At 45.4% G+C, this 14,845-nt stretch carries 16 protein-coding genes and 1 riboswitch; of the genes, 3 read left to right on the top strand and 13 right to left on the bottom strand.

The window, feature by feature from the left end; translation table 11 throughout:
* Positions 1 to 41: 41 nt before the first annotated feature.
* The 9 genes from H2C83_RS13895 to H2C83_RS13935 form a co-directional block, all read right to left on the bottom strand.
* Positions 42 to 392: a type II toxin-antitoxin system PemK/MazF family toxin gene (locus tag H2C83_RS13895; RefSeq protein ID WP_054095634.1), complete on the bottom strand. Its 351-nt coding sequence runs from the start codon at positions 390 to 392 to the stop codon at positions 42 to 44.
* Positions 393 to 397: 5 nt separating this feature from the next.
* The gene (locus tag H2C83_RS13900) at positions 398 to 649 is read right to left on the bottom strand and encodes a CopG family ribbon-helix-helix protein (protein ID WP_181741852.1); all 252 of its coding nucleotides are present in this window, start codon (positions 647 to 649) and stop codon (positions 398 to 400) included.
* A gap of 212 nt (positions 650 to 861) precedes the next feature.
* Positions 862 to 2,088 (bottom strand): alanine racemase, encoded by a 1,227-nt coding sequence (gene alr / locus H2C83_RS13905; RefSeq protein WP_246333930.1) that lies wholly within the window; start codon positions 2,086 to 2,088, stop codon positions 862 to 864.
* The gene (locus tag H2C83_RS13910) at positions 2,057 to 2,473 is read right to left on the bottom strand and encodes a hypothetical protein (RefSeq protein ID WP_181741794.1); all 417 of its coding nucleotides are present in this window, start codon (positions 2,471 to 2,473) and stop codon (positions 2,057 to 2,059) included. The genes alr and H2C83_RS13910 overlap by 32 nt, the downstream gene beginning before the upstream one ends.
* A gap of 151 nt (positions 2,474 to 2,624) precedes the next feature.
* Complete coding sequence (locus H2C83_RS13915) at positions 2,625 to 3,644, bottom strand: outer membrane lipoprotein-sorting protein (protein WP_181741796.1); 1,020 nt, start codon at positions 3,642 to 3,644, stop codon at positions 2,625 to 2,627.
* A gap of 53 nt (positions 3,645 to 3,697) precedes the next feature.
* Complete coding sequence (locus H2C83_RS13920; RefSeq protein ID WP_181741798.1) at positions 3,698 to 5,239, bottom strand: NAD(P)H-hydrate dehydratase; 1,542 nt, start codon at positions 5,237 to 5,239, stop codon at positions 3,698 to 3,700.
* Positions 5,240 to 5,326: 87 nt separating this feature from the next.
* Positions 5,327 to 5,701, bottom strand: coding sequence for a holo-ACP synthase (gene acpS, locus H2C83_RS13925; protein WP_181741800.1), 375 nt, complete (start codon positions 5,699 to 5,701; stop codon positions 5,327 to 5,329).
* Positions 5,702 to 6,808, bottom strand: coding sequence for an ABC transporter permease (locus H2C83_RS13930; protein WP_181741802.1), 1,107 nt, complete (start codon positions 6,806 to 6,808; stop codon positions 5,702 to 5,704).
* Positions 6,805 to 7,719: an ABC transporter ATP-binding protein gene (locus tag H2C83_RS13935; protein ID WP_181741804.1), complete on the bottom strand. Its 915-nt coding sequence runs from the start codon at positions 7,717 to 7,719 to the stop codon at positions 6,805 to 6,807. The genes H2C83_RS13930 and H2C83_RS13935 overlap by 4 nt, the downstream gene beginning before the upstream one ends.
* Positions 7,720 to 7,869: 150 nt before the next feature.
* Between H2C83_RS13935 and H2C83_RS13940 the strand changes: the two genes are divergently transcribed.
* Positions 7,870 to 8,157, top strand: coding sequence for an antibiotic biosynthesis monooxygenase family protein (locus tag H2C83_RS13940; RefSeq protein ID WP_181741806.1), 288 nt, complete (start codon positions 7,870 to 7,872; stop codon positions 8,155 to 8,157).
* A 15-nt stretch (positions 8,158 to 8,172) separates the two neighbouring features.
* Positions 8,173 to 8,622 (top strand): DUF2269 family protein, encoded by a 450-nt coding sequence (locus H2C83_RS13945; protein ID WP_181741808.1) that lies wholly within the window; start codon positions 8,173 to 8,175, stop codon positions 8,620 to 8,622.
* A gap of 55 nt (positions 8,623 to 8,677) precedes the next feature.
* Here the strand turns inward: H2C83_RS13945 and H2C83_RS13950 are convergent, their stop codons facing one another.
* Positions 8,678 to 10,135, bottom strand: coding sequence for an amino acid permease (locus H2C83_RS13950; protein WP_181741810.1), 1,458 nt, complete (start codon positions 10,133 to 10,135; stop codon positions 8,678 to 8,680).
* Positions 10,136 to 10,238: 103 nt separating this feature from the next.
* A riboswitch (Lysine riboswitch) is annotated at positions 10,239 to 10,431 on the bottom strand.
* A gap of 225 nt (positions 10,432 to 10,656) precedes the next feature.
* Here H2C83_RS13950 and H2C83_RS13955 point away from each other — a divergent pair.
* A complete protein-coding gene (locus H2C83_RS13955) occupies positions 10,657 to 11,253 on the top strand; it encodes a LysE family translocator (RefSeq protein ID WP_181741812.1) in 597 nt (198 codons plus the stop codon).
* A gap of 494 nt (positions 11,254 to 11,747) precedes the next feature.
* On the opposite strand, the gene H2C83_RS13960 is transcribed toward H2C83_RS13955, so the two are convergent.
* The 3 genes from H2C83_RS13960 to rhaA all read right to left on the bottom strand — a co-directional run bounded on the left by H2C83_RS13960 (position 11,748) and on the right by rhaA (position 14,834).
* Complete coding sequence (locus H2C83_RS13960; RefSeq protein WP_181741813.1) at positions 11,748 to 12,509, bottom strand: DeoR/GlpR family DNA-binding transcription regulator; 762 nt, start codon at positions 12,507 to 12,509, stop codon at positions 11,748 to 11,750.
* 41 nt (positions 12,510 to 12,550) lie between these two features.
* Complete coding sequence (gene rhaD / locus H2C83_RS13965; RefSeq protein ID WP_181741815.1) at positions 12,551 to 13,399, bottom strand: rhamnulose-1-phosphate aldolase; 849 nt, start codon at positions 13,397 to 13,399, stop codon at positions 12,551 to 12,553.
* Between the two features lie 178 nt (positions 13,400 to 13,577).
* Positions 13,578 to 14,834: an L-rhamnose isomerase gene (gene rhaA, locus H2C83_RS13970; protein ID WP_181741818.1), complete on the bottom strand. Its 1,257-nt coding sequence runs from the start codon at positions 14,832 to 14,834 to the stop codon at positions 13,578 to 13,580.
* Positions 14,835 to 14,845: the final 11 nt, after the last annotated feature.

The raw sequence follows: 14,845 nt of genomic DNA on the forward strand, positions 1-14,845 counted from the left end.
TTTTGTCAACAGCCTCAATGGATTTGCCATCCATCCTTTTTTCAGAAATCAATCATTCCCAAACTGATCATTAACGCTTCATTGACGCGATTCATCATCTCATCATCCAAATGAGTAATTTTATCCGTTAGCCTTTGTTTATCGATCGTTCGTATTTGTTCCAACAAAATCACAGAGTCACGATCAAACCCATATGCTTTGGCATCGATTTCCACATGCGTAGGTAATTTCGCTTTTTGAATTTGAGCTGTAATCGCGGCGACGATCACGGTGGGGCTGAATCGATTGCCAATATCATTTTGAATAACTAAAACAGGCCGAACCCCACCTTGTTCGGATCCGACCACAGGGGATAGATCTGCAAAATAAACATCGCCACGTTTCACAATCAAACCGGTTACACCCCACTAACCAATCGATCCAAAGTATCTTCAGCCTCTTTCTCCGCTACAAATGCTTCTGAAGCGATGTTGAGATTAATGCGTGCCATCTCCATATAGCCTCTTTGCATCATTTCGCGGATGATTCGTTTTTTCCGTTCCTGGAGATACATCTTCATCGCCTGACGAATAAACTCACTCCGATTTGAGTTTTCTCTCGCCACCATTCCATCCACTTCCTGAAGCAAATTTGTTGGCAGGCTGATCATGATTCTTTTTGTTCCGGACAAATGAAGCACCCCCAACCAATCATCACCGTTAGAATTCCCCTATTAATACTACCATTATGTCGAAGATGTTGCAAAATTATACTTATATGAAAGTGAATAAAAAAGCCTAGTTAAATCTATTCGTTCAAATATACAAAATTCCTTCAGCAACATTTCTGCACACGAAAATTAACAGTTGTCCCATTCTTCCGTCATACATTCAGCAAGACATTCTCCCGCAGCCGGTTTACAATATCTACCACTTTCCCGTTACGTTTGTAGACTCTCGGGATTCTGCTGCTTAACATGCAGGTAACCTCATAATTGATGGTATCCAGGAGATCAGCCACCTCATCCACTGTGATTTCAGCTCCCTGCTGTTTCCCGTATACAACCACTTCCTGCCCGACTTCCACCGGCATGATTTCTGTCACATTGACCATGAGTTGATCCATACAGATCCTTCCGATGATCGGAACTTTTTTGCCGGCGATCAGGACGTGCCCGCGATTTGAAAGGCGGCGATTTATTCCGTCTGCATAACCGATGGGAAGAGCGGCAACCCATTCTTCACCATTGACAATATAGGTTTTTCCATAGCTAATCCCGGTTCCGGCAACAGGTTTCTTGACAGAAGCCACTTTCGTTTTCAAAGTTAAAATGGGTTTTAACGAAACGGATTGTCGGTTTACTTCGGCAGAGGGATAAAGACCATACATACTGATCCCCAATCTTACCATATTATACGTGCGTTCACGCAGATCAATCGATCCGGCACTGTTGGCAATATGGGCAATTTTGGGTTTCAGGTTTTCTCTGGTAAGCGATTCTACCACTTGCCTGAATTTCTGCTCCTGTTTCAAGGCATATTCCTTGTCTGCCTCATCGGCTGTCGCATAGTGGGTAAAGATTCCTTCCCAGTCGATATAAGGGGATTGAACCATATCTCGCACGAAAGAAAGCACATCCTCCGGAAATAAACCCAATCTCCCCATCCCTGTATCCACTTTGACATGAACACGCAAAGTCTTTCCTGCTCTTTTGGCTGTCTCAATCATTTGCCGCAAGTTTTCCCGTGAATAAACCGTGCAGGTCAGGTCGTATTGGACTGCGGTTGAAATGGCCCTGGGCGGAGTATACCCCAGAATGAGAATGGGTGCTGCAATCCCCGCATTTCTTAGCTCAACCGCTTCATCCACAAATGCAACCGCCAGATAAGAGGCACCTGCTTGCAAAGCGGTCCTGGCAACCTGTACTGCTCCATGACCATATGCGTCCGCTTTCACAACCGCCATCACTTTCACATTTTCCTTCAAGTGCCTGCGAAATTGCCTGATGTTGTGCTCAAGTGCATCCAAATCTACTTCAATGACCGTATCCCTGCCAATTTGGTTCTTCCAGCCAGTTTCATCCATGCTTAACCACTTCCAATTGTCCATTTAACTTCTCTAAAAATTGATTGCTTACTAATAAGCTTTCCCTTTTATTTTCAATTACATAAATATAAGACAAATCAAAATCCTTTTTGATTTGCTTCAGGGAAAACGTCTTTGTACGGTTTCTGAATCCGATCTGCAACCGGTCCGGGTACAGGAGATAGTACGGACGCAAGCAATATTTATAAATAAGCGGAGCTCCAAAAAAAACGGCAAATGCAAGACTGAAAACGGCAATAAAAAAAGGGAAACTGCGAAAAGGAAAGTTCATGATCACGATAATAAGTCCAAAAACAAATGCGATTGACTCGCCGTAACGCATCCAACGCATTTTCCGGTAGAGCAAGGTTACATAAGAGGTATATTCTTCGGCTATCGGCTGACTCATGTTGTTTCATCCTTTTTTGCGCCAAATGCTACAAGTATTATACCAGTTTTTGTGCACACATGAAATGCAAAAATGAATTGGCGCGGGTTTCCGATTGCACTTTGCGTGTGAAACCCGCTGACAAAACCGGTAACGGAAACAGCAATTCTTCCTATTTATATGGCTGGTCAAAAGTAGAATTGGCGATTTCGATCATTTCCTCCTCCGTCAGCTGGCCGACAATCTCATAATCAATACCCTGATAGGTCCAGCTCAACCGTTTTTGATCCCCGGTTTCCAGCAACACCCCAACGGTTCTTTTCAGTTCAATCGGTTTGCCCATTAACGGAAGACTGGTAGCGACCGGCTGGGCAACCCGTTCCGTCAGGGTAAATGTCTTCTCTCCCTGGAAGCGCATAATGGATACCGGACCATTTGGTGTTTGAATCGTTTGTTCGCTGGACAAATGGCTCTTTTCCGGAACATAGCCCGGCAAAACCGTGGCCAATTCCCTGTTTTTCTGGTCAGGGACAAGAGTTTGCCTGGAGTCTGTTGACAGATCCTTCATGTTTCGTTCTGTATCAAACGCATCCTTGTCAAAGGAAGCGTCTAAATGAAACCGGTCAAAGCGAACATGAATCAGGGGCTCGTTCTGCTCGCTCAGAACATCCAGTTTGGTCGGCAATAGCTTGGAATCAAGCCATATCTTCTGTTTGGTTGCTTCCGAATTGAACGGATACTTGGCTGCCACTTCCAGTTGGTATGTCTTTTTGTCGGCCTGAAAATGCCGCTCTTCATCATCAATAATGCTCTGTATGATAGATTGATATAAATAGATTTGTCCATTGCTTTGCGGCCAGTCACTCTGAAAACGGAAACTTTTTTTCAATTGTGGTGTCATCACATATACGCCATCTTCATTACGCAATAAAATCTGGGTAATGTTTTTCTTTACATTTTTTATGGCAATCCGATAATAAAAAGGTTTCATGTACCAAACTTCAATATCGTATTCTTGCGGCTGGGAACTGGTTAAAATGGTCATTTTCCCGTGACTGAGATACGATTCCATTTTTTCCGCCCTTTGTGCCAGTTCACTAACCACATCCTGCTCGCCTTTCATTCCGCAGCCGGTCAATCCCAGAACGAGAATGCCCAGCAAAAGAAATAAATACCATTGTTTCCGACACATATAACCATCCCTTTCGTCAATTTCCCGGGCAATGTGTCGGCTAGTAAGGGACACTACTCGACAAATTCCTGATCGATGGTCTGCTGAAGTCCGTGAAGCAAATTGTTATACATCACACTACACGCATGGACTCCCGTCATCTCCCCGGCTTTTCCATGCAAGTAGACCGCCATGCAAGCAGCCTTGAACGGAGATACTTTCTGAGCCAGCAGGGACCCGATCATCCCCGTCAGCAAATCTCCGGATCCTGCTTTGGCCAGCGCCGGACTACCCGAATGATTTAAATGCAAGGTACCGTCAGGATGAGCGATCAGGGTATGACGCCCTTTTAAAATAACAATCATTCCTGTTTTCTCCGCAAAAGAACGGGCCGTTTCACGCCGGTTTGCTTCCACCTCAGCGACAGATAATGAAGTTAAACGGGCCATTTCTCCCGGATGGGGTGTCAGGATGGTGGATTCCTTTCTTTTTCGACACAGGGAAAGCAGCTCCGGGTATGCCGCCAGGATATTTAATGCATCCGCGTCAAGTACCAGGGGAACCTTTATTTCTGTCAACAGGTGTTTCAGCCATTCATCTTCGCCGGCAAATCTGCCCAGACCCGGACCAATTGCGACAGAAGTAAACCGATTGGCCTTTTGCCTGAATTCCCCCGCACTCTGCACTGAAAAAAATTCTTTTCCCGGCCAGGGCCAAATCAGTTCCTGTGTAACTTTGGCCGCCAGTGCATGCCGTTCCGACTCCGGAACCGTTAATGTGACATAACCGGCACCCATGCGGTAGGCGGCTTCTCCTGCCATACAGATTGCCCCCAGCATGCCTTTTCCTCCGCCAACCAGCAGCAAATGGCCATGGCTTCCCTTGTGTGACCATTCATCCCGGGCTGGCCAAGCGTCTTTCCACCATGAGGGGTCATTGATTTTTGCGGACGGTTCCAGTTTCCTGTCAGGAATGGGCGGCAGTCCGATATCTTTTACAATCAATTCTCCGCTCATTTTTTTGCCCTGCCGCGAAAAATGCCCCCACTTGGGATACTGAAATGTAACGGTAACATCGGCTTTCACACAATTGCCTTCATTGTACATGCCATCCGTATCGACTCCTGTGGGCAAATCGACGGCCACCACCCACTTTTGCGCCCGGTTGATCTGATCCACAATTTCCTGATACATCGGACGCAAGGGACCTTTTACTCCAGTTCCCAACAGCGCGTCCACAATAACGGCCGCCCCGTTTAAATCAGCCGCCAATTCCCCGCTGTGGGTCGTATCGAATCTTTTGACCGGCTGATTCAGCCTGATCAGCAATTGATAAAAAACCTTTGCATCCGGAGTAATCTGATCCGGATTTCCAATCAGCCAGCAAGACACATTCCAGTTCCGCTGCATAAGATAACGGGCAACCACCCATCCGTCTCCACCGTTGTTACCTTTTCCGGAAATAATAACGGCTTTTCCCGGCTTGGGGAAGCGTCTTGCAATTTCATCCGCCACCGATCTTCCTGCTGTTTCCATTAACACGATACCGGGCAAACCTGCCTTATGAATTGCCCATTCCTCCAAACGACGCATTTCTTCTGCTGTGACCAGATACAATGATTGTCCCTCCTAACCGCGTTATATATGTATGTCCACAACCAGCAAGTTATGATTATTCTGCTGCCTGTTCCTCCGGCCGTCCATTCACCTGTCATTTTCAATAATGGCCATCGCCAGCACATAATGCTCACTATGGGAAATGGATAAATGAACATGAATCCGGCTTCCAGAAAACCGTGACTGAATCAGCCGGGGTGAAAGGGTAACAACCGGCTTCCCCTGCTGGTCATTCAGAATCTCTATATCCTGGAAAGAACACTGCTGACCAATGCCTGTTCCAAGCGCTTTGGATACAGCCTCTTTGGCTGCAAATCTCCCGGCGACAAATTCCAGACGACGCCTGGGATGACGAGGCAAACAGGAAATCTCTTCTCCGGTCAAGATCCGTTTGGCCAAACGGGAAACAACCTTTTCAACCCTTGAAAGTTCAAGCATATCTGTGCCGATTCCGGTAACCAACTATTTCACATCCCATCGAAACGTCAAGGCTGCAATCACAAACGAGCCCACAGCCCATGCCAACAGGACCGTGACCGGAAGGATCAGCTGTCCAAGTGTCAAGCCATCATTCATCACTCCGCGCAATGCATCCGTCAAATGGCCGATCGGAATTGCCTGGACAAGCGGTTGGAGAATCCCTGGCAAATCGCGAATCGGGAAAAAGATACCTCCCACAAAAATCATGGGAAAAGAAATAAGCCCGGCAATCGGTGATGCGCTTTCCGGCGTTTTGGACAGACTGGCCACGATAAATCCCATCGACATGAACGTCAATGTTCCCAAAAAGATGAGCAGGATCAGTGTGCTCCATGAACCAAATACACTGATATCAAACAGAAAATAAGCAACCAGTAATACAACAATGGCCTGAAACGCGTTTAACAGTATGCGGGCCGTCATCTGCCCGGCAATAAAGGTGGAGCTTGTCAGCGGCGTTCCCTGCAGGCGGCGCAAAATTCCGCGCTCACGCCAGGAAGCAATGGTTGCAGCTACTCCATTTAAATTATTACTCATAATCATTAAAGACAAAATCCCTGGCACCAAAAAATCCATATAAGAAAGGTTTCTACTATGTACGGGCTTGATTTCCGTCTCTACCACCGGCTGATAATCAACGCGCTCTTTATTGAAACGTTCAACCGCCTGATTGACAACGGTTGTTGCCATTTGTGTCACCGTCTGATTGCCAGGGTCCGCATAAATGGCCACCATTTTGGCGCCGGAATAGGGTTCTTTCGCTTCAAATGCTTCCTGAAACCCCTGTTTTATTTTCACAATCAGATCAATATCCCCGGTTTTCAACTGCTTCATCAGCGCAGACTCTGATCCGGGTTCCAACTGCACTCCCTGGAACCCGGCAATCTCTTTTTTCCATGCTGCCGAGGCCGCAGTCCGGTCAGCATCCACCACTCCGATTTTCAGAGAAATCTGGTCTCCCCCATCATTCATAAATGTTCCCAATGCCAACATCATAAAAACCGGCAGGAAGAAAGACCAGATCATCGTATTCTTGTTGCGCACAAACAAGAGAAGCTGCGCCCGCACCAAATGCCAATATGCTTTCATTCGCCACTCAACCTCTTCCCTGTTTTCTGAAGGAATACATCTTCCAACGTTGCACTTCGCGTCCTGAGTCCCATCAAGGGAACGGAACGGTCGCTGGCCCACGGGACCAGGTCATGCAAAGTCCGGGATAAATGGTCAGTATGGAGCGATACGACCTCATTTTCTTCCCTGACGACATCTGTCACTCCTTTCAGACGGGTCAATTCCTGGTCCAGCCGGTGATCCGGCAGTACAAACTCAATGCGGCTTTTTGAGGAAAGCCCCCGAATCAGGCCCGCCGGAGAATCGATGTCAATAATTTTCCCCTGACTCATAATCCCTACCTGATCGCACAGTACTTCGGCTTCCTCCATATAGTGGGTAGACAAAATAACTGTCCTTCCTTCATCCCGAAGCTGAAAGACAATATCCCACAATCTCCTTCTCGCTTGCGGATCAAGACCGGTAGTCGGTTCATCAAGAAATATAACCCTGGGATCATGGATGACGGCAATAGCAATCGCCAGCCTTTGCCGCTGCCCTCCTGACAGATGCTTTACTCTGGCTTTCTCTTTTTCCGTCAGGTCAAACGCCTGCAGGATCTCTTTCAATGGTCTGGTTTTGCGGTAAAAGCTGCCATATAATTGCAAACTTTCGCGCACGGTCAAATGTTCAAACAAAGAAGTTGACTGAAGCTGGACTCCAATGATCCGTTTCAGTTCGCTCCGGTTTTTCACTGCATCGATCCCGGCAATTTCAATGCTTCCTCCATCCGGAGTTCTCAGCCCCTCCATCATTTCCATCGTAGTCGTTTTTCCGGCACCGTTTGGTCCGAGCAACCCGAATATCTGTTTTTCCCTGACCATAAAAGAAATACCCTTTACGACCATCTGGCTGCCATATTTCTTGACCAGATTTTTGACAAAAATCATCTGTGCATCACTTCAATCCCTGTTTTTTTAAAGTATAACATGATCCATCTCCAATTAAAAAAATGATTCAAAGTGAAAAGCAGGTCTTTATTTCGCATTAAAAATGGTATAGTATTAAATGTTACATATACAGCTATGGGAGGTTTTTTTATGTATCTCGTAAACAATCGGATTGATCTTCAGTCTTCGGAACACTTTGCCAGATTGAAAGAGCAGTTTGCCAAGGCTCCTGAATCCATGAAAGAGGTGCCCGGATTTCTGTCCTTCCGGTTGCTCAAGGCGGAAGATGGTTCCCATGTGGTTGCGGAAACGGTATTTGCATCCAAAGAAGATTTTCATAACTGGGTTCACAGCGAACATTTCCAAAAAGCCCACGGCGGCCGGAAAGGGGATCTGAACCGTCCTGAACTTTCTGTTTACCACATTGTCATCGGCTAGAAAGGAGTAATCGAAGTGACAGCATTTGGCATCGTAAAATTTTTGCATGTTGTGTCTGTCGCCTTTTGGCTTGGTGGCATCGCTTTACTGGCATTTTTCCTGAGAGATGCCATGATGACAAAACAGATTGACCAGATGAACCATGTGCTTGAGCGGGCCCAACATTGGAACCTGGTCATGTTTGTCCCAACTTCGGTCATTGTTTTGCTGACCGGTGTAATCATGATGATGACAGTTGACGGGCACAAGCCTTCCTGGCTGCTCGCAAAGGAACGGTTTGGCAGCCTGTTTGTCATTCTGTTCATCCTGTTTGTCGTCTTCAATGGCCGAAAGACTTTGGCAAAGGTGAAATTCAAAGGCTTTGGAGACGAAAAAACTGTTCGAATTTTGAAATATTATATTGCATTTTTAATTATATCTCTAATTTGTATGGTTATTCTCATTTTCTTTGTAACCGTAAAATAAGGACTTCCTTTTTAAAAGACTGCTGACTTGAACGAGTCAGCAGTCTTTATGTGGTTTAATCGTCTTCAACAGGGTCCAGCCGACATTCTTCCAGTGGAATCACTTTCGTTTTGTTTTTCCATTTGTAACCCAGCCACAACAGGATAAACAACGGCAAACCGATATAAGATACGAGCAAACCATACCAGTCGATGGAATCACCCAAAAACGCCTGATAATTCTGCCCTGAAATAACAACCGTACACAGGGCAAAGGCAAACAGCGGTCCAAACGGAAACCATTTTGCCTGATAACCCAATTCTTCCAGGCTCCTGCCCTGACGGATGAAAGCACGGCGAAAACGGTAATGACTGATTGCGATTCCCAGCCAGACCAAAAATCCTGACAAACCGGAAGCATTCAAGAGCCATGCATAGATAGTGCCATCTCCTACCAATGAAGCGAGAAATGCAACCATGCCAACAACTGTTGTCAAGAGCAGGGAATAAATCGGAACCCCGCCTTTATTCAACTTGCTGAAGATTTTCGGGGCTTTTCCTTCTACAGCCAGTTGCCATAACATCCTCGTCGATGCATACATTCCGGAATTTCCCGCTGACAATACCGACGTAAGAATCACCGCGTTCATCACGGAAGCAGCAAATGCCAAACCGGCCCGCTCAAAAACCATCGTAAACGGGCTTTTGGCAATCTGGTCAACGTCTCCGCCCACCAAATTAGGATGGGTATAAGGCAGGATCAGCCCGATTACCAGAATGGTCAATGTATAGAAAAGCAATATTCTCCAAAAAACCTGGCGAACAGCCCGTGGCACGTTTTTGCGCGGATTTTCACTCTCACCTGCCGCGACACCGATCAATTCAGTTCCCTGAAACGAAAAACCTGCAATCATAAATACTCCAATGATTCCCATAAATCCTCCAGGGAAAGGAGCTTCATCCACCGTAAAGTTCCGGAATCCAATCGGCTCCCCTCCCATAATTCCGAAAATCATCATGAATCCGACAACAAGAAAAATAATGACCGTGGATACTTTGATAAAAGAGAACCAATATTCTGATTCTCCGTATCCTCTGACGGACAAGACATTTAATCCAAACATCAATGCCAGAAAGCTGGCACTCCAGACAATTCCCGGCACATCCGGAAACCAGTATTTCATAATCAATGCGCCTGCTGACAGTTCGACTGCAATGGTGATTGCCCAGTTATACCAGTAATTCCAGCCCAGCGCAAACCCAAGCGCCGGATCCACAAACCGGCTGGCATACGTACTGAACGACCCGGCCACCGGCATATGGGATGCCAGCTCTCCCAAACTGGTCATCAGGAAATAAACCATAATCCCTATCGCAATATAGGCAACCAATGCTCCGCCCGGACCTGCCTGATGGATCGCTGAACCACTGGCCAAAAACACTCCTGTCCCTATCGATCCCCCAATTGCAATCATAGACAAATGCCTGGTTTTCAAGCCTCTTTTCAATTTTTGATTTTCATCTACCTCTGTCATATGAAGACACCTTTCCCTTCCTGTACGCCGAGGTAAGGCAGGGAAAATAAAAAATACCGCCACTTCTTTAATGGGACGGTATGATCTCACCCACACCAAACCCCTGCAAGATAGCGCACCACGCTTGTATGGGGGATACAAACGTGACAGTGCTGGCCCTGTTCGGCACCAGCCCCAGCCTGCCCGCCTGGAGTTATGCGGACAAACTTCGGCGACTTTTCCTTTCCCCTGCAGTCATAAAAAAACTCCCAATCTCGTGCAAAGTACTCATAAAAGACGCAGCCTCTACCTCACCGAGAGAAATCGATGAGGGTATTATGCACTTTTTAAAGATATTTTTAGTATAAATAAAAAGTTCTATGCTTACAACGGAAATTTTTTCAATTCTTACCGATTTTAATAATCGTAAATATATGAAATCATTCTCGGAGATGATTTTCATAAGCCCCGGCAACTTTCAGTTGTTTTTTGGCCAGACAAGCATAAGTTTAATGATGAGTAAACGTAAAGGAGCACCGTCTATGGAAACATGGCTGGGCTATTTCCTGTTGGGCTTTGCATTGTCTACTCCCATTTGCCCTGTAAATATCGAAATGATTCGCCAGGGTGCCGCCAACGGTTTTTTTTATTCCTGGCTGGTCGGCCTGGGTGACGTTATTTCCAATTTACTGATGATCGGAATTATTTTTTACGGATTTTCCAACTGGTTCAGCAATCCGGAGTATTTATCCGTTATTGCCATCACAAGCGGATGCTATCTGATTTACCTGGGAATGACAAATCTGAAAGCCGATCTGTCGATCTCCCAACTGATTGGCCCTTTTATTCTTCTTGGCAAGGGATTTGTTCTGGGTTTGACCAATCCCATTGACTTTTTGTCCTGGCTGGGTGTATACAGTACGATCCAGCATCTGCCACTCTCATTTTTTATAACAGCAGTCTTATATTTGTTGATTGGCTGCGGAATGTGGAACCTGGTCCTGTCGCTGTCTGTCAGCTGGTGCCGCCGCTATCTCAAGCCGGAATTTATTCGGAAATTTCATGTTGTTTCCGGACTGATCCTGTGTGCTTATGGTATTTTCTTTGCCTGGTACGGATTAAAGCTGCTGTTTGAGTAATGTGTGGAATAGCTGGTACCATTAGAACGTGGCTTTCCGTTTTTTTATCTTTCCGGTTTAAACGGTATGATTGGATCGAAGCATTGCCGTATCGCACCACCAACAAAAAATAAACTGGCTGGTTGAAAAAGACAACCAGAGGCTACGAAGTGTAAAACTGATTGCCAAAGAAGTTAAGGCATGCAATAAGGCAGCCCTTATGGTAGCACACGTTGAACGGATGCCGGAATATTGCATACGGTTTATCGCATGCACCGATTTTTCAGCCGAAACCCGCTTATTTACGCATTGCAGGAAATACTCACAAAGCATGAAAAAAGCTGTCCCCGTTCCTGGACAAGCTTCTTTCACAGCTACATTTTATACACTTGTCAAGCTCGTATTTAAAACTCTGTATTCCAGTAAATTTATTATTATATCATATATCAGCAAGGAGGGAATTAAGGAAATATTCGGGCTTGCTGTTTCCTGATCGGGCAAACCGGGCCTTTGCCTCAGGAAATCGTTATATCGAGACCTCTTTCCTCCAATTGCTGAACAATCTGGCGATCTACCTGATGATCGGTAATAATCCTGTCGATTTGATCCAAGCCGCCCATGCGCGAAAATGATTGCACACCAAATTTACTGAAGTCCATAAGCAAAAAAACGGTATCGGCAATTTTCATCATCTTCTGCTTGACACGGGATTGCTGTTCATCCGACTCACTGATCCCCCGCTCCAGGTGGAGTCCTTTACAGGAAATAAACGCTTTGTCCACGTAATAAGCATCCAGTGAGGACTCCGCCAACGGACCGACATACGACAGAGACCTGGAAAGAAGGGTACCGCCGGTGGAAATAACCGTAATTCTGCTTTTTTTGCTCAGCTCCATGGCCACTTTGATCGAGTTGGTCAGAACAGTAAGCGGTATATCAGGCAGGGTTTTAGCCATATACCAGGCGGTTGTGCTGGCATCCAGTATGATTTTGTCGCCTGTTTCCACGTGTTTCACCGCTTCAAGCGCAATTTGCTTTTTTTCCAGGACATTGGTTGCTTCCCTTTTCGTATAAGGGATTTCAACCGAGTCCGGAGTTTGAATACTGATCGCTCCACCATGACTTCTGATCAGTTTTTTCTCTTTTTCAAGTTTTTCCAGGTCCCTGCGAATCGTTTCTTCTGTGACTGAAAATATTTTGCTTAATTCGCTGACCCGGACACTCTTTTGCTCATTGACCAGATCCACGATCATCCGTTGTCTTTCACCAACAAGCATTTGTTTCCCTCTTTCTTTTCCATGGAAATGATTTGTTGTATCTATTCTTCCGGCTTAAACCACGCTGCAGGTTTGACACCGAATGCTTTTGCCAGATCCCATAGTTCCCGGTCTGTAATGATTTGTTTCACACCGCCTTGATGAGCAGAAACAAGCATATATATTTGCGCTGCTTTTTCCACTGTTTCAATCAATCCAAACGCTTCATCAAAAGAATCTCCTGCACCAAAAATGCCATGGTGCGGCCAGATTACCAATCGATGATCTTTCATTTTGCGGGCTGTTTCCTTACCGATTGAATCGGTTCCAGGAATCATCCACGGGAGAATTCCGATCCCTTCCGGAAATACAATAATACATTCCGTCGACATTTTCCAAAGTGTTTTTGTAAAACTGTGTTCATCCAGTTCATGATTAAACGTCATGGCAATCACATGGGTCGCGTGGGTATGCATGATGATGCGATGGGACGGATTCTGTTCCAGGCGGACAATATGACTCATAAAGTGTGATGGAAGTTCACTGGTTGGTTTGCCATTTCCGGATAAACCCCACAACAGATCAATGCTTTTTCCGTTTTCACTTACCCGGATCAGCCCCAGGCACTCTTCCGGGTTTTCTTTTATATTTTTAAAATACTTTCCGGACCCCGTAACCAAAAAATATTTATTGGCCAATTCTTTGACCGGAAAATCAAGCGGAATATTGCGCGAAACCCGGTCTGTATTCAGGTAGGGAGAAACTTCCTCCTCTGTCAAAAGACAGCTGATATTGCCCCCATTTCTCTCATCCCAGCCTAATTTCCACATATCGTATGTGATCTGCATCATTTTTTTGGTATATGGCGCTTCCAAAAAAGGGTGGATCTCCTTCATGTTTAAGCTGGTCATTATAATCCCTCGTTCCCTATCAAATTAAATGTTTTTTGCCACTACCATCATACCGCCATATCAAAAACAAAACAACATAAACAAATAATATATTTGGTTTTTTATTGTTTTTGGCTTTTTTAACCAAGAGGAAACAGGAAGCAAGTCATTACAAACTTGCTTCCTGAGAAAATATCAATTAGTTTCTCTTGGACAATACTTCTTTTTCATAGATTTTTACTTCATCCAGCCAGGACTCTCCCGTTGGAACATGGTTTTTTTCACAATAATAATCCCAAATCGCTCCAAACGGATAAGTTTTGAATTCTTCCATCAATGCGAGTCTGTCCGTAAAATTGCCTTTTTCCTGCAGCTTTTTCAAATATTTGTTTGGCATGAGCAAAGCATACAAAAGTGCTTTCAACAGGTTCCTCGTACCAATAACCCATGCGGCGATCCGGTTAATACTGGCATCAAAGAAATCAAGGCCGATCCGTACTTTGGTAAGCGCATCATTACGAACAATCTCCAGTGCAATTTCCCGCAATTCATCATCAAATATGACAACATGGTCACTATCCCACCTGACAGGCCTGGAAATATGCAATGCCAATTTGTCACTGAAAAGAAGTATGGAAGAAATCTTGTTGGATACTGCTTCCGTCGGGTGGAAATGACCGGTATCCAATAAACATACCTTATCGTTTGTCAAAGCATACGCCAGATAAAATTCATGCGACCCAACCACATAAGCTTCCGATCCGATGCCAAACAATTTGCTTTCCACAGAATCAATATTATATTTTTCGTCAATATTGACAGCAAAAATTTGGTCAAGAGACTCTTTCAATCTTTTTCTGGGGGTTAACCGGTCGCTTGGAATATCCTTATATCCGTCCGGAATCCAGATATTCGTCAGTGCCGGGGTTCCCAGTTCTTTACCAAAATACTCACCAATCCTGCGGCATTGAATACAGTGCCTGATCCAAAAATCCCTGATTTCTTTGTCCGGATGAGCCAGCGTCAGTCCATCACTTGCCTTCTCATGGGCGAACAGGGTGGGATTAAAATCAAGGCCGATTTCCAGTCTCTTCGCCCAATCAACCCAGTTTTTAAAATGTCCTGGTTCGATTTGGTCTCTTTCCACAGCTTCCCCGTCTGTTTCGGCATAAATGGCATGTAAATTAACACGGTGTTTACCCGGGATCAAAGACAATGCCTTTTCCAGGTCGGCCCTCAATTCTTCAGGAGTTCCCGCTTTGCCGGGATAATTGCCAGTCACATCGATACCGCCCGACAATTCCCGCTTCGTTACTTCAAATCCTTCTATATCGTCTCCCTGCCAGCAATGAATGGAAATTGAGACATTCTCCAGTTGCTCAATGGCCTTTTCAACGTCAATACCCCAGTTTTCATAGGATTTCCTGGCAATTTCATAATTTTCCCGTGCCCCCATCACTGTTCCTC

Origin of the sequence: Thermoactinomyces mirandus, from assembly GCF_013868055.1 — a bacterium.
Lineage (GTDB): Bacteria > Bacillota > Bacilli > Thermoactinomycetales > Thermoactinomycetaceae > Thermoactinomyces > Thermoactinomyces mirandus.